General features: G+C 60.8%; 10 protein-coding genes and 5 pseudogenes. All 15 read right to left on the bottom strand.

Annotation, left to right across the window (positions count from 1 at the left end):
• Positions 1 to 3: 3 nt before the first annotated feature.
• Positions 4 to 2,628 (bottom strand): alanine--tRNA ligase, encoded by a 2,625-nt coding sequence (alaS, locus tag ACZZZP_RS05370; RefSeq protein WP_463536334.1) that lies wholly within the window; start codon positions 2,626 to 2,628, stop codon positions 4 to 6.
• 212 nt (positions 2,629 to 2,840) lie between these two features.
• A complete protein-coding gene (gene ltaE, locus ACZZZP_RS05365; RefSeq protein WP_463382049.1) occupies positions 2,841 to 3,854 on the bottom strand; it encodes a low-specificity L-threonine aldolase in 1,014 nt (337 codons plus the stop codon).
• 82 nt (positions 3,855 to 3,936) lie between these two features.
• On the bottom strand, positions 3,937 to 4,956 hold the full coding sequence (gene astE, locus ACZZZP_RS05360; RefSeq protein ID WP_463382048.1) for a succinylglutamate desuccinylase: 1,020 nt from the start codon (positions 4,954 to 4,956) through the stop codon (positions 3,937 to 3,939).
• A 28-nt stretch (positions 4,957 to 4,984) separates the two neighbouring features.
• Positions 4,985 to 5,272: a topoisomerase II gene (locus ACZZZP_RS05355; RefSeq protein WP_463382047.1), complete on the bottom strand. Its 288-nt coding sequence runs from the start codon at positions 5,270 to 5,272 to the stop codon at positions 4,985 to 4,987.
• 13 nt (positions 5,273 to 5,285) lie between these two features.
• A pseudogene (gene astB, locus ACZZZP_RS05350) lies at positions 5,286 to 6,652 on the bottom strand (N-succinylarginine dihydrolase).
• The gene (gene astD / locus ACZZZP_RS05345) at positions 6,649 to 8,112 is read right to left on the bottom strand and encodes a succinylglutamate-semialdehyde dehydrogenase (RefSeq protein ID WP_463382045.1); all 1,464 of its coding nucleotides are present in this window, start codon (positions 8,110 to 8,112) and stop codon (positions 6,649 to 6,651) included. The pseudogene astB and the gene astD overlap by 4 nt, the downstream one beginning before the upstream one ends.
• The gene (astA, locus tag ACZZZP_RS05340) at positions 8,109 to 9,140 is read right to left on the bottom strand and encodes an arginine N-succinyltransferase (protein WP_463382044.1); all 1,032 of its coding nucleotides are present in this window, start codon (positions 9,138 to 9,140) and stop codon (positions 8,109 to 8,111) included. The genes astD and astA overlap by 4 nt, the downstream gene beginning before the upstream one ends.
• A gap of 11 nt (positions 9,141 to 9,151) precedes the next feature.
• Positions 9,152 to 10,167 (bottom strand): annotated as a pseudogene (aruF, locus tag ACZZZP_RS05335) (arginine/ornithine succinyltransferase subunit alpha).
• Between the two features lie 167 nt (positions 10,168 to 10,334).
• Positions 10,335 to 11,556 (bottom strand): annotated as a pseudogene (locus ACZZZP_RS05330) (aspartate aminotransferase family protein).
• Between the two features lie 342 nt (positions 11,557 to 11,898).
• Positions 11,899 to 12,879 carry a transcriptional regulator ArgR gene (gene argR, locus ACZZZP_RS05325; RefSeq protein ID WP_122492566.1) on the bottom strand — a complete coding sequence of 327 codons (981 nt, stop codon included), beginning with the start codon at positions 12,877 to 12,879 and terminating at the stop codon, positions 11,899 to 11,901.
• Positions 12,880 to 12,967: 88 nt separating this feature from the next.
• A pseudogene (locus ACZZZP_RS05320) lies at positions 12,968 to 13,731 on the bottom strand (ABC transporter ATP-binding protein).
• 59 nt (positions 13,732 to 13,790) lie between these two features.
• Positions 13,791 to 14,489: an ABC transporter permease gene (locus ACZZZP_RS05315; protein WP_122451804.1), complete on the bottom strand. Its 699-nt coding sequence runs from the start codon at positions 14,487 to 14,489 to the stop codon at positions 13,791 to 13,793.
• Positions 14,486 to 15,175, bottom strand: coding sequence for an ABC transporter permease (locus ACZZZP_RS05310; RefSeq protein WP_463536333.1), 690 nt, complete (start codon positions 15,173 to 15,175; stop codon positions 14,486 to 14,488). Before ACZZZP_RS05310 ends, ACZZZP_RS05315 begins: the two co-directional genes overlap by 4 nt.
• Before the next feature lie 182 nt (positions 15,176 to 15,357).
• Positions 15,358 to 16,137 carry an ABC transporter substrate-binding protein gene (locus tag ACZZZP_RS05305; RefSeq protein WP_463382041.1) on the bottom strand — a complete coding sequence of 260 codons (780 nt, stop codon included), beginning with the start codon at positions 16,135 to 16,137 and terminating at the stop codon, positions 15,358 to 15,360.
• Between the two features lie 934 nt (positions 16,138 to 17,071).
• Positions 17,072 to 19,028: pseudogene (gene acs / locus ACZZZP_RS05300) on the bottom strand (acetate--CoA ligase).
• Positions 19,029 to 19,047: the final 19 nt, after the last annotated feature.

Genomic DNA, 19,047 nt, shown 5'->3' with positions numbered 1-19,047 from the left:
GCGTTATAGACCCTGTTCGACGAAAGGCACGGTCAACGCCAGCGCGGCGTCCAGCGCACCGGCATCGACGCCGCCGCCCTGGGCCATGTCCGGGCGACCGCCGCCCTTGCCGCCGACCGCTTGAGCGGCCTGCTTCATCAAATCACCAGCCTTGAGCTGCGCGGTCAGGTCCTGGGTAACGCCTGCGACCAACACAACTTTGTCATCGCTCACCCCGCCGAGCAGGATCACTGCGCGGCCGAGTTTGTTCTTCAGCTGGTCGACCAGCGCCAACAGCGCTTTGCCGTCCATGCCATCCAGACGATGGGCGAGTACCTTCACGCCTTTCACTTCTACTGCCGAACCCGACAAATCGTCGCCGGCCGCGCTGGCGGCTTTGGCTTTGAGCTGCTCGAGTTCTTTTTCCAGCTGACGGTTGCGTTCCACCAAACCGCCGAGCTTGTCCAGCAGGTTGTCGCGGTTGCCTTTAACCAGCACGGCCGCTTCTTTAAGTTGCTCTTCGGCACTGTTCAGATAGGCCAGCGCGGCGGCATCCGTGACCGCTTCAATACGGCGCACCCCAGCGGCAACGCCGCCTTCGCTGGTGATTTTGAACAGCGCGATATCGCCGGTGCGCGAGGCATGAATGCCGCCGCATAGCTCTACCGAGAAGCTGCCGCCCATGCTCAACACGCGCACGTTGTCGCCGTACTTCTCGCCGAACAGCGCCATGGCGCCTTTGTTCTTGGCGGTTTCGATGTCGGTTTCTTCGGTCTCGACAGCGGTGTTCTTACGGATTTCAGCGTTGACGATGTCTTCCAGCGCCTTGATTTGCTCAGGTTTGATGGCTTCAAAGTGACTGAAGTCGAAGCGTAGACGCTGACTGTCGACCAACGACCCTTTCTGCTGAACGTGATCACCCAGCACCTGACGCAACGCAGCGTGCAGCAAGTGCGTGGCCGAGTGGTTAAGTGCGGTGGCCTGGCGCACGTCAGCTTCGACATGCGATTCGATGGCCGCGCCCACTTTCAGGCTGCCTTCGGTGACCACGCCGTGGTGCAGGAACGCGCCGCCGGTCTTGGTGGTATCGCGCACATCAAAGCGCACGCCGGCTGCTTGCAGATAACCGCAGTCGCCAATCTGACCGCCGGATTCGGCGTAGAACGGCGTCTGGTCCAGCACCACAACGCCCTCCTCGCCTGCGCCCAGCGTATCGACCGCCTGGCCGGCCTTGAACAGGGCCAGCACTTTGGCGTCGCCCGACGTGGCTTTGTAGCCAAGGAATACGGTTTCGCTGTCGACTTTAACCAGACTGTTGTAGTCCAAGCCGAACGAGCTGCCTTTGCGAGCGCGCTCGCGCTGAGCTTCCATCTCACGCTCGAAACCGGCTTCGTCCAGAGTCAGCTCGCGCTCACGGGCGATGTCGCCTGTCAGGTCCATCGGGAAACCGAAGGTGTCGTACAGCTTGAAAATCACTTCGCCCGGAATGACGCTGCCTTTCAGCTCGGCCAGATCCTGCTCGAGAATTTTCAGGCCCTGCTCGAGGGTCTTGGCGAATTGCTCTTCTTCGGTCTTCAGCACGCGCTCGATGTGCGCTTGTTGCTGTTTCAGTTCCGGGAAGGCGTCGCCCATTTCCGCGACCAGCGCGGAAACGATCTGATAGAAGAAGCTGCCTTTGGCGCCCAGCTTGTTGCCGTGACGGCAGGCGCGACGAATGATGCGGCGCAGCACATAGCCACGACCTTCGTTCGATGGCGTGACGCCGTCGGCAATCAGGAAGCCGCACGAACGGATGTGGTCAGCCACTACTTTCAGCGACGGCTGATCGTCGTTCGCGCAACCAATGGCCTTGGCGCAGGCGGCCAGCAGGCTTTGGAACAGGTCGATTTCATAGTTCGAGTGCACGTGCTGCAGCACGGCGCTGATGCGCTCAAGGCCCATGCCGGTGTCTACCGACGGCGCTGGCAGCGGATGCAGCACACCGTCGGCAGTGCGGTTGAACTGCATGAAGACGTTGTTCCAGATTTCGATGTAACGGTCGCCGTCTTCTTCCGGCGAGCCAGGCGGGCCGCCCCAGATGTCAGCGCCGTGGTCGAAGAAAATCTCGGTGCAGGGTCCGCATGGGCCGGTGTCGCCCATGGTCCAGAAGTTATCGGACGCATAGGGCGCGCCCTTGTTGTCGCCGATACGGACCATGCGCTCAGCTGGCACACCGACCTCTTTGGTCCAGATGTCGTAGGCCTCGTCGTCGCTGGCGTACACCGTCACCCAGAGTTTTTCCTTGGGCAGATTCAGCCACTTTTCCGAGGTCAGGAATTGCCAGGCGTAGTTGATCGCGTCGCGCTTGAAATAGTCGCCAAAGCTGAAGTTGCCGAGCATTTCGAAGAAGGTGTGGTGCCGTGCGGTGTAACCGACGTTTTCCAGGTCGTTGTGCTTGCCACCGGCGCGCACACATTTCTGGCTGCTCACCGCGCGGGTGTAAGCCCGTTTTTCCTGGCCCAGGAAGCAGTCTTTGAACTGGTTCATGCCGGCGTTGGTGAACAGCAGCGTCGGGTCGTTGCCTGGAATGAGCGAGCTGGAAGCAACACGGGTGTGACCCTGTTCTTCGAAGAAGCGGAGGAAGGCTTCGCGGATTTCTGCGCTTTTCATCAATTTTTTTCCACGGGAAAGGCGGCGATCTAATTAGGTACAGCGCGCGATAGGGCTAATAACTACCGCTTTTAGGCCGGCAAAGGGCCGCATTATATCGGCCTCGGCCCCGGGGTACAGTGCCTTTGTCGCTATGGGCTCTATGAAAACGATTGGTGCGCCGTTGGCCACACCCACACGCACAGTCGAAATCTCCACAGCAGGTACAGGTTTCAACCGGATTGTTTTTGCGCAAAAGCGGCAAACGCGTCGATCACCTGGCCAATATCATCGCGGCTCACGTCGAGGTGGGTGACTAGACGCAAACGGTCGGCAGCGGAAATGGTGATGCCGCGTTCGGCCATAAATGCTTTCAATGCGGCGGCCCGCCCGGTCATCTTCACGTAGACCATATTCGTTTGCACCGGCTCGACGCTATACCCCAACTCCACCAATCCGGCCGCCAGGGCCGCGGCATTGGCGTGGTCATCAGCCAGACGCGCCACCTGATGTTCCAAGGCATACAGTCCCGCCGCTGCAAGGATACCGGCTTGGCGCATACCGCCACCGACCATCTTGCGCAGGCGCCGCGCCTTGTCGATGAGTTGATCGTTGCCCAGGAGCACCGAGCCTATCGGCGCGCCGAGACCTTTGGACAAACACACGGAAACGGAATCGAAATATTGGGTAATTTCCTGCGCTTCAACCGCTTGTTTCACCGCCGCGTTGTACAGCCTTGCGCCGTCCAAATGCAGCTGCAGCCCCCGCTCGTGGGTGAGCCTGCGTGCCGCCGCCAGGTAACTGAGTGGCAGCACTTTGCTCTGCATGGTGTTTTCCAGCGCCAATAACCGGGTGCGGGCAAAGTGGAAATCGTCGGGTTTGATCGCTGCCGCTACACGCTCAAGGTCGAGGGAGCCGTCAGCTTCAACCTGCAATGGCTGTGGCTGAATTGAGCCCAATACCGCCGCGCCGCCGCCTTCATATTTATAGGTGTGCGCTTCCTGACCGACGATGTACTCGTCGCCGCGCTCGCAGTGCGCCATCAGGCCGAGCAGATTGCTCATGGTGCCGCTGGGCACGAACAAACCTTGGGCGAAGCCGAGATTGTCGGCCAGGTAGTTTTGCAGTCGGATAACGGTGGGGTCTTCGCCGTAAACATCGTCGCCGACCGGGGCCTGCAACATGGCCTCGCGCATGCCGGCGGTGGGCTGGGTGACGGTGTCGCTACGCAAGTCGATAACAGGCATTAACAGCTCTCCTTTTACGGCGGACTGTCGACCCTAATGCAGGCGTCCCATAGCGACAAGGGGCTCTACGACTAAATGGCGACTACAACGCGTCAGCGTTGGTGGGCACCACCAGAATGCCAGCACGCAAACCGTTTTTAACTTTCGGGTTCGGAAAAATAATTCGCGCGCCCTGCTCTTCCACTACCCAGCGCATGCCAGCGATGTCTTCGGCCAATACATAGCCCACAGGCAGCTCGCTGAAATTCTCGATGTCGGCAGGCAGGTTCAGACGAAAGTCGTCGCTGTGTTTGATGATTTCCCGCGATACAGCAAACAGCTGCAACCCATCCAAACCCGTGTCATCCAACGCCGGTTCGTTGTTTTCGATCAGCCGCTGCAAGCGCTCCTCAAGCGCATCGAGATTCACCGCCTCGTTCTGCCCAAATGCGCGCGCCTTGCCCAGCTCCAGCGTGAAGGCTTCGGCGTTCAGTTGCGCGTAGGTGAACGCGCTGAAGGTGATAGACGCTTTGCTCTGCAACAGCACGGCCGCCACGCCCGCCGCCTTCAAGCGCGCCAGTTCCGTCACTGAATGCTTGCAGCCCTCGCGCCATGGATACAGCGCGAACTGCTCAATTTTTGAACCGCGAATGGCTGTATGCAGGTCGTAATGCAGGCGCTGGCGAGGCGAGTCGCTGGGCGCCTGGTTAAAAAACGTGGCGCTCAGGCGCTCAAGCTCGCAGGCACGCAGGGCTTCGGAACCACTGCTCTGCTCGTGACGCCCGTTGAACAGACGGTTGATGTCTTGCTCGATATAACGCTCGCCCTTGCGCATGGCTTCGGGGTTGCCGAGCAGAAACAGAATGCGCGCGCGGGGTTTTAACTCGCCTCGGGCAATGCCGTGCAGCAAGCGATCAAGCAGTTCGATAGGCGCGGTTTCATTGCCGTGAATGCCGGCGGACAACAGCAGGTCCAGGCCGCTGTCCTGGCCGGCAGGCGGCGTAATCTCCAACGCCCCCTCGGCCAACCAGCGCAACCGTGCGCCGTCAGGCGTCAGCTGAATCTTCGCGGCCGGCTCGCGGCCCACCAGGGTCAGTTCCAGCAGTTTGCCGAGGGCTAGCATGGGTAAGTTCCGTCTTGGTGTAGCGGTTTTAGTGGTTGCAGTCCGGGCCGTGCACGTGGCCGTGTTCGTCGTCGATCTGGCCGGCCGGCTCCATTTCTAGCTCCAGGCTCACCAGGTTGGTAGCCAGGGGGCGCAGCAACAGGTTGGCGTATTCCTCGTCGCCCTCCTCCACGTCGACGCCGATGATCAGTTGGCCGCGGCCGTCTTGCTGAATCCACACTTCCTTGCCCTGCCAGATCACGGCAAAGCGGGTGCAGGACGTTTCCAGCTGGGTGCCGTCGGTATCTTCGAGGATCAGTTGCAGGCTATCGGACATGGTCAGGGCACTCTTAATTAAGCTGGAAGGGGTACACAGAGCCTAGTTTAAGGATCTGCGTGAGCTCATCAATGCCGAACGGCATTCGATGAGCAGTTGTGGATCGGCCAAATCGCTTTCGGCCATGCGGTCGCGGTAGTGCTTGTCGACCCACACGTTAAGCGTGTCGTATACCGAGGGCGTCATGATCACGCCGCTGTTTACCGCGTTCAGTTCGTGGTCTTTAAGCGCCACGCGCAAGCGCAAACAGGCCGGACCGCCGCCGTTTTGCATGCTTTGCTTGAGATCGAACACCTGCACGTCTCGGATCGGTCCGTCTTCGGCGATCAGGCGCGACAAGTAACGCCATACGCGCTCGTTGTTGCGGCATTCCTCCGGCACGATCAACAACATCCCGCCATCGGCGCGCGACAACAGCTGGCTGTTGAACAAGTAGGAATGCACGGCGTCTTCAACGCTGACGGCATCGCGCGGCACGCACACGGCCTGCAAGCGACCGCCACGACGGTCGAGTTTTTCGTGCAGTTCGGCCAGCACCTTGTCGGTGTCCAGGAACGCGTCCTGGTGATAGAACAGCACTTCGCCGTTACCCACCGCGATCACGTCGTTATGGAACACGCCCTGATCGATGACGGCTGGGTTCTGCTGGGCGTAGACCACGCCGGCGTCGTCCAGACCGTGCAGACGCGCCACCGCCTGGCTGGCTTCCAGCGTCTGTCTCGCCGGGTAGCGTTGAGGCGCGGGATAGCGCGCATCGAACGCGCTGCGGCCGAACACAAAAAATTCCACACCAGCATCGCCGTAGTCTTTGCAGAAACGGGTGTGGTTGGCCGCGCCTTCGTCACCGAACTGAGCAACGGCGGGCAAGGCGGCGTGATGGGCGAAATGGCCTTCGTCGGCGAACATCGCGCCGAGAATGCGGCTGGTAGTCGGGTGTTCCAGGCTGCGGTGGAATTTGCAGTTGAGGTTGGCGGCGGTGAAATGCACCTTCCCGTCGCGGGTGTCCGCACTTGGGCTAACGGTGGCGGCGTTGGCGGTCCACATGCTTGAGGCCGAGCAACTGGCGACCAGCAGCGGCATCGCTTCTTTGGCGGCGCGCTGAATCACCTCGGCATCGCTGCCGGTAAAACCGATACGGCGCAACGCGGCGACATCCGGGCGTTCCTGCGGGGCCAACACGCCCTGCTTGAAGCCCATTTCCATCAGCGCTTTCATTTTCGCCAGGCCTTGCTTGGCCGCGACCTTAGGGTTGGACACCTGCTGGCTGTTGCCCTGCGACGCCACATTGCCGTACGACAAGCCGCCGTAGTTGTGGGTCGGGCCAACCAGGCCATCGAAGTTCACTTCATAAGCAGTGTTTTTATTATTGGCGACAGTCACAGGCTGACTCCCGGGGTCAGGGTTGCAGGCAGGCTCACGCGTTCGCTTTCCAGCGAGGCGACCGGATACGCGCAGTAATCCGCTGCGTAATAGGCGCTGGCGCGATGATTGCCCGAAGCACCCACGCCGCCAAACGGCGCCGAACTCGCCGCCCCGGTCAGTTGTTTGTTCCAGTTGACGATACCGGCGCGGCTTTGCAGCCAGAACTGCTGATAGCGCTCGGCAGAATCGGACAGCAACCCGGCCGCCAGACCATATTGGGTGTTGTTGGCTTCAGCGATAGCGCCGGCAAAATCGGTGTAACGGATCACTTGCAGCAACGGACCGAAAAACTCTTCGTCCGGGCGTTCGCTCACAGCCGTGACGTCGATGATGCCGGGCGTCAGCAAGGCCGAGTTTTCCAGCGGCTGAGTCATCGCCAGCAAGGCGCTGGCGCCGTTACTAAGCAAATTCGCCTGGGCTTTGAGCAGCTGGCGAGCCGCTTCCAGAGAAATAACCGAGCCCATAAACGGCGCCGGCTGTGCGTCAAAGGCGCCAACCTGAATCGTCGCGGCCACCGCAACCAGGCGCGCCAGCAGCGCATCGCCCCACTCGCCTTGCGGCACCAGCAGGCGGCGCGCGCAGGTGCAGCGCTGGCCAGCGGAAATAAACGCCGACTGAATAATGGTGTACACGGCGGCGTCGAGGTCGCTGACTTCGTCGACTACCAGCGGGTTATTGCCGCCCATTTCCAGGGCCAGAATCTTGTCCGGGCGACCGGCAAACTGTTGATGCAGCAGATTGCCGGTGCGGCTGGAGCCGGTGAAAAACAGTCCATCGATGCCCGCATGGGCGGCCAGGGCAACACCGGTATCGCGAGCGCCTTGCAACAGGTTCAGCACGCCTGCCGGCAGACCCGCTTCGATCCAGCACTGCACCGTCAGCTCAGCCACTTTGGGCGTCAGCTCACTGGGCTTGAACACCACGGCATTGCCTGCCAACAGCGCCGGCACGATATGGCCGTTGGGCAAGTGGCCGGGAAAGTTATAGGGGCCAAACACGGCGACCACGCCATGAGGCTTGTGGCGCAGCACGGCGGTGGCGTCGGCCAGTGGGCCGCTTTTCTCGCCGGTGCGCTCGCGGTAGCTCTGAATGGAAATGGCGACTTTGTTGACCATGCTGGTCACCTCGGTGGCCGACTCCCACAACGGCTTGCCGGTTTCTTCACCAATGGTGCGCGCCAGTTCATCGCCACACGCTTTGAGGGTGGCGGCAAAGCGTTCAAGCACGGCAATGCGTTCGTCCAGGGTCAGCTTCGCCCACGCCGGAAACGCCGCGCGAGCCGCTTGCACCGCAGCATCCACCTGCGGTGCCGTGGCCGCCTTGCCGGTCCACACCACGGCTTGCGTCACCGGATTCAAGGATTCCAGTGCCTCACCCGCGCCGGCCTGCCAGGCGCCTGCAATGAAATGGCTGCTCATCGGCTCAGCTCCTTGTTTTCCACCGCTAGCGGTACGGCACGCACCTGATCGCCGGCCTTGAGTTGCAGGCGTTTGGCCGTGGCCTGATCAACCACCAACGTGCCTGCCGCCAAACGCGCCGGGGCGGCAGTGATGCGGCACTCTTCGCGCTTGCGGTTGTGCATCAGAAAGGTGGTGGCGTCGTCGCCCGGCGTGCCGATGGCCAGCACCAGCGCCTGGCTGTCGCGCACCGCACGAATCTTGTTGGTTTCCGCCTCGATAGCTGGGCCGGCGTCGAAGATGTCGACGTAGCCTTGATAGCTGAAGCCTTCGGCCTTGAGCATGTTTAGCGCCGGCTCGGTATCGGGGTGCACGCGGCCGATAATGTCCCGCGCTTCTTCCGACAGGAAGCAGGTGTACAGCGGAAACTTGGGCATCAGCTCGGCGATAAACGCCTTGTTACCTACACCGGTGAGGTAGTCGGCGCGGGAGAACTCCATTTTGAAGAAGTGCCGGCCCAGGCTTTCCCAGAACGGCGAGCGCCCGTGTTCATCCGACATGCCGCGCATTTCGGCGATCAGCTTGTTGCCGAACAGCTGCGGGAATTCGGCGATAAACAGGAAGCGTGCTTTGGACAGCAACCGACCATTGAGCCCGGTGCGGTGGTCCGCCTGCAAAAACAGCGAGCACAGTTCCGAATTGCCCGTCAGATCGTTGGCCAGGAACAGTGTCGGAATCTCGCGGTAGATATTCAGCTCTTGGGAAGCGCTCACCGTCAGGCCGACGCGGTAGTTGTACCAAGGCTCACGCAAGCCCACGGCACCGGCCACGGCAGAAATGCCGACCACATTGCCGTCGTCGTCTTCCAGCACGAACAGGTAGTCGGCATCGGCGCGGGTCGCCTCGCCACGGAACGCCTTTTCCGCCCAGCCAACGCGGTGCGCCAGGCGCTCTTCGTTGGCAGGCAGCGTGGTCAAGCCAGCGCCGGTGCTGCGGGCCAGGGCTATCAAGGCAGGCAAGTCAGCACTGCGCACGGGACGAACGATCATGGCTATTCCTCTTAAACCGCAACCAGGCGCACGCTCGCGCCCTCACCGACGCCCAAGGCCTCAGCAACATCAGCACTCCAGGTTCACCGGCTTGCCCGGCACCCAATCCAACTCCACCACCACTGCACGGAAATCCTGCAGCTGGCCGTTGGCAACCAGATACAAGCGGCCTTTGCCGAGGCTCACCGACACGCGCCGGCACCACGCGACTTTGCGCAATGGAGCGAATGCCCGAGGTGCGCGCATGCAGCGTCGGGCCGCCGTCGAAGATGTCGATGTAGTGGTCGGTTTCAAAACCTTCGCGCATCAGAATGTCGAAGGTGATCTGCGCGCGCGGGTGCACTTGGCCCATGGCTTCCTGGGCTTCGTCGGGGAGCAATGGCACGTAAATCGGGTAATGCGGCATCAGCTCGGCCAGAAAGGTCCGACTCTTCAGCCCGCACAGTCGCTCGGCTTCGGCATAGTTGAGGTCGAAGAAGTTGCGGCCCACGGCGTCCCAGAATGGTGAATCGCCCTGCTCGTCGCTATGGCCAACAATTTCCACCACCACCGCATCGGCAAAGCGCTCCGGGTGGCTGGCCACGAACAGCAGGCGCCCACGGGAGTTCAGCTCGGCCCATGGCGAATCCACTAGCGGCTGCTCAACGTAGAAGCTGGTGAGCAGGCTGTTGCCGGTCAGGTCGTGGCACAGCGACAAGACGTGAATCTTGTTGTGGATCGACAGCGAGCGTGAGGCGTGTACGAAGGTTTCGTTGCGGAAGCTGTAGAACGGCTCGGAATAACCGGCCGAAGCGACAACGCCGGAACAGCCGACAAGGCGGCCGGTTTCCGTGTCTTCCAGCACGAAGAAATAGCTTTCTTCACCGTTGAAACTCACCTCGGCCGCGAACGACGCTTCCGACGCGGCGATTTTATCGCCCAGCCGGCCGGCATCGTCCGGCAGCGAAGTAACACCAACCGGGTTGTCCGCAGCCAGACGTTGCACGTCCGCCAAGTCAGCCATTTGCGCAGGGCGCATCACCAGCATGGTGTTACTCCTTAAATTCTCTTTGGTATTTGAAAAGCGGAAACGCTGAAGGCTCGAATTTTGTAGGAGCGGCCGGTTCGGCGCTTCGGTTGGCCGCGGTGCTCTTTTAAGAGCATCGCGGCTGAAGCCGCTCCTACAAAAAGCAGATCAGCGTCCGCGTACAGCCGTCAGGCTTGGGTCAGCTTGGCCACGGCGCGCTCGAAGCGGTCGAGACCTTCGTCGATGTCGGCGTCCGGAATCACCAGGCTTGGCGCGAAAACGCACCACGTCCGGGCCGGCTTGCAGCACCATTACGCATTCTTTTTCAGCGGCGTTGAGCACGTCTTTGGCTTTGCCTTTCCAGGCATCGCTGAGCGCGGCGCCAATCAACAGGCCCAGGCCACGCACTTCGGTGAAGATGCCGTACTTGGCCGCCATGGCTTCCAGGCGCGCTCGGAAACGCTGGTGCTTGGCTTTCACGCCGTTGAGTACTTCCGGCGTGTTGATCACGTCGAGCACTGCGCCAGCGACTGCGCATGCCAGCGGGTTGCCACCGTATGTGGTGCCGTGTACGCCAACCGCCAGGTGCGAGGCGATTTTAGTGGTGGTGAGCATGGCGCCAATGGGGAAGCCGCCGCCCAGGCTTTTCGCACTGGTGAGAATGTCGGGCGTGACGCCGTAGTTCATATAAGCGAACAGCTCACCGCTGCGGCCCATGCCGCTCTGCACTTCATCGAACACCAGCAGCGCGTTGTGGGCGTCGCACAGTTCACGCACGGCCTGCAGATAGGCTTTGTCGGCCGGCAAAATACCGCCCTCGCCTTGTACCGGCTCAAGCACCACGGCGCAGGTTTTGTCCGAGATGGCCGCTTTGAGGGCGGCCAGGTCGTTGAATGGAACGTGGGTGATGCCTTCGATTTTCGGACCGAAGCCATCGGAATACTTCGGCTGCCCGCCCACGGTTACGGTGAACAGCGTGCGGCCGTGAAAGCTGTTGGTGGCGGCGATAATTTCAAATTTTTCCGGGCCATACACATCGCTGGCATAACGGCGAGCCAGCTTGAAGGCGGCCTCGTTGGCCTCGGCGCCGGAGTTGGCGAGGAACACGCGCTCGGCAAAGGTGGCATCGACCAACTTGTGCGCCAGGCGCAGGGCCGGCTCGTTGGTGAACACGTTGGACACGTGCCAGATTTTGTTGGCTTGTTCAGTGAGTGCCTTGACCAGCGCTGGGTGCGCGTGGCCCAAGGAGTTCACGGCAATGCCGCCAGCAAAGTCGATCAGCTCTCGGCCGCTTTGATCCCAGACTCGGGAACCCTCACCACGCACCGGAATAAACGCGGCTGGGGCGTAGTTGGGCACCATCACCTGATCAAAATCGGCGCGCTGGACCTGCACTTGCTCAACGGACATCGAAGCTCTCCTGACAAGGACCGCCGACCCCATAGGCCGGCGTTGGAATGAATTGTAGGGACTCGATTTGGGGAGGGCATTGTCGGCATGCGACAACTTCTTATAGCGCCAACCCCTGATTTCCCGCGGCTTTCCGAATTGCGACAGAAAGGTTCGCAGAGGCGCAGTTTAAACAGGGTTGGCGACGGGACGGAAATATGATCGAAGCGGGGTTGTGGGATCTCGAGCGACGGCGCCTTCTGGTATCCGAGGTCAAGCGCATCGCGGCTAAAGCCGCTCCCACATGGAGCGAGGGCGGTCTGTGGGAGCGGCTTTAGCCGCGATGCTTTAAGGCGGGGCAAATCAACCGCGTTCGGAAGGAATCGAGCTCAGTTCAAACGGGCTGCTGCTGCGCCGTTGATTGCGGTCTTCGCGGGGCGTGGCACCGAAGAAGTTGCGGTAGGCGCTGGAGAAGTGCGGGCCGGAGGAGAAGCCGCACGAGAGGCCGATCTGGATGATCGATTTGCTGGTTTGCATCAGCAGTTGGCGCGCTTTGTTCAGGCGCAGTTCCAGGTAGTACTGGCTCGGAACGCGGTTGAGGTATTGCTTGAAGATGCGTTCCAGCTGACGGCGCGACACGCAGACGTGCTGGGCAATTTCATCGGTGGTCAGCGGTTCTTCGATGTTGGCTTCCATCAACAACACGGCCTGGGTCAGCTTGGGATGGCTGGAGCCGAGGCGGTTTTGCAGAGGAATGCGTTGGCGCTCGCCGCCTTCGCGAATGCGTTCGACCACCAGCTCTTCCGACACCGCGCCCGCCAGCTCGGCGCCGTGGTCGCGAGCCAGCACGGCCAGCAGCAGGTCCAGCACGGCCAGGCCGCCGCAGGCGGTGAGGCGGTCGCGGTCCCAGTCGAACAAGTGGCTGGTGGCGATCACTTTGGGGAAACGTTCGGTGAAATCGTCTTGCCAGCGCCAGTGCACGGCGGCGCGGTAGCCGTCGAGCAAACCAAGTTGCGCCAGCGGGTACACGCCTGCGGACAACCCGCCAATCACGCAACCGGCACGCACCAGTTGTTTCAGTGCGCTGGACAGCGCCGGGGCCAGGTGCCCTGGCGGCTCGTCCGCTAACAGAAAGAGTTTTTGGCAGCCTTCGAGTTTGCCGGCCCAGGGCTCGCCGGGCAGACGCCAGGCGCCTTCGGTGGCCGGTTCGGCCTGGAGAAATACCAGTTCATAGGCCACTTCGGGGTGCACCCGCTGGGCGACACGCAAAGCTTCTTCGGCCAGAGCCAGGGTCATGGCCTTGGTGTTGGGCCAGAGGAGAAAACCGATTCGGTGGGCAGTCATGGCTGGCAGTCTAGGCTCTGTTGCCATGCATTCACATGGCCGGTTGTGCTGCTACGAAGCAGTCTTAGGTTAATAGCCGCGCTGAAGCTTACTTCAAGCTGCCGGAAAGAAATTGCTTGAGACGGTCGGACTGCGGATTGACCAACACTTCCTTCGGGCAACCGCGCTCTTCCACCACGCCTTTGTGCAGAAACACCAACTGGTTGGAAACTTCGCGAGCAAAACCCATTTCGTGGGTGACCACAACCATGGTGCGCCCCTCTTGGGCCAGGTCCTGCATCACTTTCAGCACTTCGCCGACCAACTCGGGATCAAGCGCCGAGGTGGGCTCGTCAAACAGCATCACTTCCGGCTCCATTGCCAGGGCACGAGCGATGGCCACGCGCTGCTGCTCGCCGCCCGACATGTGCGCCGGGTAGGCATCTTTACGATGGGCCACGCCCACTTTGGCCAGGTAATGCTCGGCCTTTTCGATGGCTTCTTTTTTCGGCACGCCAAGTACATGCACCGGCGCTTCGATGATGTTTTCCAGCGCCGTCATGTGCGCCCACAGGTTGAAGTGCTGAAACACCATCGACAGGCGCGAGCGCATGCGTTGCAGCTGCTTGGGGTCGGCGGCTTTCAGCGCGCCTTCCTTGTTGGCCACCAGTTTCAACTCTTCGCCGTTGAGCAGAATCTTGCCGCCGTGGGGCTGTTCGAGCAGGTTGATGCAACGCAGAAAGGTACTTTTGCCCGAACCACTGGAGCCGATGATGCTGATCACATCGCCCGCCTTGGCGGCCAGCGACACGCCCTTGAGCACTTCATGGCTGCCGTAGCGTTTATGCAGGTCTTGACTTCAAGTTTGTACATGGTCAGGTTCTCGGCAGGCAAGGGTTCAGCCGTGGCTGGCGTTGCTAATTCGGAAATTCTCAGGCCTTACGCGGCGCCAGGTAGGCCAGCCAGCGGCGCTCGGCCAGCTTGAACAGGCGCACCAGCACGAAGGTCAGGCACAGGTAAATGGCACCGGCAGTGATATAGGCCTCGAAGGCCAGGTAGAACTGCGAGTTGATGGTTTTCGCCGCACCGGTGATGTCCACCAGCGTGACGATCGACGCCAGGCTGGTGGTGTGCAGCATCATGATCACTTCGTTGCTGTATTGCGGCAGCGCCCGGCGCAAGGCCGAGGGCAGCAGAATGCGGCGATACAGCTTGGCGCGCGACATGCCCATGGCCTTGGCCGCCTCGATTTCGCCGTGGGGAATCGACTTCAAACTACCGGCCAGAATTTCCGCGCTGTAGGCGCTCGTGTTGATGGCGAAGGCCAGGCACGCGCAGAACGTGGCGTTGGACAGGTACGGCCAGAACACGCTTTCGCGCACGCCGGCGAACTGCGCCAGGCCGTAATAGATCAGGAAAAGCTGCACCAGCATCGGCGTGCCGCGAATCACGTAGGTGTAGAGCCAGGCCGTGGCGTTTACCAAAGGCTGCCGGGACACCCGCATCAAGCCCAGGGGCACCGCGGCGGCCAGACCAACCGTGAGGGAAATCAGCAAAAGCTTGAGGGTGATCAGGATGCCACCCAGGTACAGGTGGATGTTTTCCCAGATAGGCGCGAAGTCGAAAATCATAATCCAGCCACCTTCATGCCCACCGAATAGCGTTTTTCCAACGCCCGCAACAGCAGCAGCGACACGCTGGTGATCGCCAAATACAACGCTGCCACCACCAGGTAGAAGGTGAACGGCTGATGCGTCGCGTCGGCGGCGTTCTTGGCTTTGAACATCATGTCCTGCAGGCTCACCGTTGAAACCAGCGCGGTGGCTTTGACCAATACCAGCCAGTTATTGGTAAAACCGGGAATGGCGAACCGGATCATCTGCGGCACCAGCACCCGGAAGAACACCTGCATACCGCTCATGCCGTAGGCGGCGCCCGCCTCGCTCTGCCCCTTGGGAATGGCCATGAAGGCGCCCCGAAAGGTTTCCGACAGGTACGCACCAAAGATAAAACCCATGGTGAACACGCCGGTGGCAAACGGGTCCAGGTCGATGTAATCCTCAAAGCCCATCAGCGGCGCCACGCGGTTCACCACGTCTTGGCCACCGTAGAAAATCAGCAGAATCAGCACCAGGTCGGGAATACCGCGAATGACCGTGGCGTAGGTTTCGCCCAGCAATGCCAGCCACTTTATCGGCGATAAACGAAACGCAGCGCCAATCAGGCCGAGCACAATCGCCAGCGCCATCGAAGTCAGCGCCAGGGAAATGGTCAGCCATGCGCCATCGAGAATGGTCGAGCCGTAGCCGTTGAGCATGATGAAGAGCCCGTGAGAATAAAGGTCGCTGTGGGAGAGGCCGGTCCGGCACTGCGGTTGGCCGCACTCGCTTTAAGCGCTAACCGCATCGCGGCTAAAGCCGCTCCCACAGAGATCTGTGGCGCAAACAAAAAGTGGCACATCCCGTCAATCGAGCCTGTGCCACTGTCAGCGTGCTGGAGTTACTTGCCGTAAACGTCGAAGGCGAAGTACTTGTCTTGCACTTGCTTGTATTTGCCGTTGGCGCGAATGGCCAGGATGGCCGCGCTGATCTTGTCGGCCAGGGCTTTGTCGCCCTTGCGCACCGCAATGCCTTGGCCTTCGCCGAAGTATTTCTCTTCGGTGAAATCTGGGCCGGCGAAGGCGAAGCCTTTACCAGCGTCAGTTTTCAGGAAGCCGTCGTCGATATTCACCGAGTCCGCCAGGGTGGCGTCGAGGCGGCCCGAAGCCAGGTCGAGGAACACTTCGTTCTGCGAGCTGTAACGCACGATCTCGGCGCCGGCCGGGGCGAAGACTTCGGTGGCGTAACGGTCATAAACCGAGGAACGCTGAACGCCGATTTTCTTGCCTTTAAGGTCAGTCAACGGGTCGTTGAGGGTGGTGCCGGCCTTCATCGCCAGCTTGGCTGGGGTGGAGTAGTACTTGCCGGTGAAATCGACCGACTTCTTGCGGTCGTCGGTGATCGACATGGACGACAGAATCGCGTCGAACTTGCGGACCTTCAGCGCAGGGATCAGACCGTCGAACTCTTGCTCGATCCACTTGCACTCGACCTTCATCTCTTCGCACAGGGCCATGCCGATGTCGTAGTCGAAGCCGGTGATTTTGTCGTCAGGAGTCTTGAAGGCGAAGGGCGGGTAAGCCGCTTCAATACCGATACGCAGGGGCTTGGCATCATCGGCCATGGCCAGGGGCGACAGCAGCGACACCGCCAGGGCGCCGAGAAGGGCGAGCTTCTTCATCGTGGACTCCTTATTAGGTCGTGCGCTGGGTAACAGGCCGACCGTGAAATTATAGGAAGAGTCGCCATCTTTGCCGGGTGATAACCCGAAGGGACGAAGCTCATCGGCCGACGCGCGAGTAGCGGCGTCTGGGTGGCGGCATTCTAACGACAGCCCTAAAGCCGATATTTCTTCAATGCGACAAGTAATTACAAAACGGCTTTGAGAGGCGCTCGGCCTATTGACAGCAGCTGCGAAAAGCGGCAGCCGCGAGAACGCGGGTAAACGGGAAACTACAGCAGGATTTGGGCCAGGTTTTTATGAGCCTTTACGGGCATTGGGTTTTGCCAAAGAAATGTTTTTTTCGAAACGAGGAAAACGCCCGTGAAGGGGGCAGGCTGTTTCCGATTGCCCCGTTATCGGTCGGGAGTGATACCGGGTCGTGGAAGACGGATAAAAATCTTCATAAAAACCCCCGTCATCCTCGCGAACGCGGCGCTCCGACGATTCGAGATCCAGAGTTTTGGATTGTCTCGTGATCTTCGACACGTCCGAAACTCTGGATTCCGCTTTCGCGGGAATGACGGGTATTTAAAACCTCCGTCATCCTCGCGCACGCGGGGATCCAGAGTTTTGGACGTGCCAAAGATGGCGAAACGGTCCGAGATTCTGGACTCCGAATCGTCGCACCTCCGCCTGCGCGGGAATGACGGGTGTTTTGTTTGGGGGCTTCGTACCCCTGCAGTGCGTCAGTCGACACACAGCCATCAGTAAAATCCCCCGTCATCCTCGCGAACGCGGGGATCCAGTATCTGACAGGGAAATGCAACTCTTCCGAAACCCTGGACTCCGAATCGTCGCACCGCCGCCTTCGCGGGAATGACGATGTTGGGTGCAAGGAATACGCAAAACAAAACGCCCGCAACCAAGCGGGCGTTTTGTCACAGCGAAGCCGTTACGCCACCGCTTGCTGCATCGCCTTGTGCGTATCAATCAAATGCTGCACCACACCCGGATCGGCCAGGGTGGAGATGTCGCCTAGGCTGTCGTATTCCGCCGTGGCGATCTTGCGCAGGATGCGACGCATGATTTTGCCCGAGCGGGTTTTCGGCAGGCCCGGCGCCCATTGAATGACGTCCGGCACAGCAATCGGGCCGATCTCTTTACGCACCCACTGTTTAAGTTCCTGGCGCAGCGTTTCGCTCGGTTCTTCACCGTTGTTGAGCGTCACGTAGACGTAGATGCCCTGCCCTTTGATGTCGTGCGGCATGCCGACCACGGCGGCTTCGGCCACTTTCGGGTGGGCGACCATGGCGCTTTCGATTTCGGCGGTGCCCATGCGGTGGCCAGAGACGTTAAGCACGTCGTCGACGCGGCCGGTGATCCAGTAGTAACCGTCTTCATCACGGCGCGCGCCGTCGCCGGTGAAGTACATGCCACGGAAGGTTTTGAAGTAGGTGTCGACGAAGCGGTCGTGGTCGCGGTACAGCGTGCGCGCCTGACCTGGCCACGAGTCGAGGATCACCAGGTTGCCCTCGGCCGCGCCTTCGATCAGGTTGCCCAGGTTATCCACCAGCGCCGGCACCACGCCAAAGAAAGGCCGTGTCGCCGAGCCAGGCTTCAACGCCGTGGCGCCAGGCAGTGGGCTGATCAGCACGCCGCCGGTTTCGGTCTGCCACCAGGTATCGACAATCGGGCAGCGCGACTGGCCGACGGTTTCGTAGTACCAGTTCCAGGCTTCCGGGTTGATCGGCTCGCCCACCGAACCCAGCAGACGCAGGCTTGAGCCGTCGGCACCTTCGATGGCGGCCTTGCCCTGGGCCATCATGGCGCGAATGGCGGTTGGCGCGGTGTAGAGGATGTTGACCTTGTGCTTGTCGATGATTTTCGACACGCGGGTAATGTCCGGGTAGTTCGGAATGCCTTCGAACAGCAGCGTGGTCGCGCCGTTGGCCAGCGGGCCGTACACGATATAGCTGTGGCCGGTCACCCAGCCGACGTCGGCGGTGCACCAGTACACCTCGCCCGGTTTGTAATCGAACACGCGCTCATGGGTCAGCGCGGCGTAAAGCAAATAACCGGCAGTGGTGTGTTGCACGCCTTTGGGTTTGCCGGTGGAGCCGGAGGTGTAAAGCGATGAACAGGGCTTCTTCAGCGCCCATTTCCTTCGGTGCGCAGACACTGCCGGCGACCTTCATCAGGTCTTCGTACCAGATGTCGCGGTGCTGGTTCCACTTGATCGGCGAGCCGGTGCGTTTGCACACGATCACTTTCTGAATCGAGCTGGTTTCCGGGTTGGTCAGGGCGTCGTCGACGTTGGCTTTCAGCGGGGTTTTCTTACCGCCGCGCAGGCCTTCGTCAGCGGTGATCACCACCTTGGAACGGCAGTCGATGATGCGCCCGGCCAGGGCTTCCGGCGAGAAGCCGCCGAACACCACCGAGTGAATGGCACCGATGCGCGCGCACGCCAGCATGGCAACCACGGCTTCGGGAATCATCGGCATGTAGATGGTCACCACGTCGCCGCGGTGCACGTCCTGGCCGCGCAGGGCGTTGGCGAATTTGCAGACTTCTTCGTGCAGCTCGCGGTAGGTGATGTTGCGGTGCTCGGAAGGATCGTCGCCCTCCCAGATGATCGCCAGTTGATCGCCACGCTCGGCCAGGTGGCGGTCCAGGCAGTTGGCCGAGACGTTCAGGGTGCCGTCGGCGAACCATTTGATGTCCACGTGGTGATCGTCAAACGAGGTTTGTTTCACCACCGAGAACGGCTTGATCCAGTCCAGGCGCTGGGCCTGTTCACGCCAGAAGCCATCGGGGTTGACGACCGACTGTTGGTACATGGACTTGTAGCTGGCCTCGTCGGTCAGCGTGTTAGCCGCGACCTCAGGACGTACGGGATACACAGCACTCATCGGGGATACCTCGGGCAAT

It is taken from the genome of Pseudomonas sp. AC211 (assembly GCF_979258055.1).
The sequence above is the reverse complement of the archived record's forward strand: the minus strand, read 5'-3'. Positions and strand labels throughout refer to the sequence as shown.

Coding starts and splice junctions, on each gene's coding strand:
- ACZZZP_RS05310 (WP_463536333.1), bottom strand. CDS start 15,175: ATGCTCAACGGCTACGGCTCGACCATTCTCGATGGCGCATGGCTGACC.
- alaS (WP_463536334.1), bottom strand. CDS start 2,628: ATGAAAAGCGCAGAAATCCGCGAAGCCTTCCTCCGCTTCTTCGAAGAA.
- ACZZZP_RS05315 (WP_122451804.1), bottom strand. CDS start 14,489: ATGATTTTCGACTTCGCGCCTATCTGGGAAAACATCCACCTGTACCTG.
- ltaE (WP_463382049.1), bottom strand. CDS start 3,854: ATGCCTGTTATCGACTTGCGTAGCGACACCGTCACCCAGCCCACCGCC.
- astE (WP_463382048.1), bottom strand. CDS start 4,956: ATGCTAGCCCTCGGCAAACTGCTGGAACTGACCCTGGTGGGCCGCGAG.
- astA (WP_463382044.1), bottom strand. CDS start 9,140: ATGATCGTTCGTCCCGTGCGCAGTGCTGACTTGCCTGCCTTGATAGCC.
- argR (WP_122492566.1), bottom strand. CDS start 12,879: ATGACTGCCCACCGAATCGGTTTTCTCCTCTGGCCCAACACCAAGGCC.
- ACZZZP_RS05355 (WP_463382047.1), bottom strand. CDS start 5,272: ATGTCCGATAGCCTGCAACTGATCCTCGAAGATACCGACGGCACCCAG.
- ACZZZP_RS05305 (WP_463382041.1), bottom strand. CDS start 16,137: ATGAAGAAGCTCGCCCTTCTCGGCGCCCTGGCGGTGTCGCTGCTGTCG.
- astD (WP_463382045.1), bottom strand. CDS start 8,112: ATGAGCAGCCATTTCATTGCAGGCGCCTGGCAGGCCGGCGCGGGTGAG.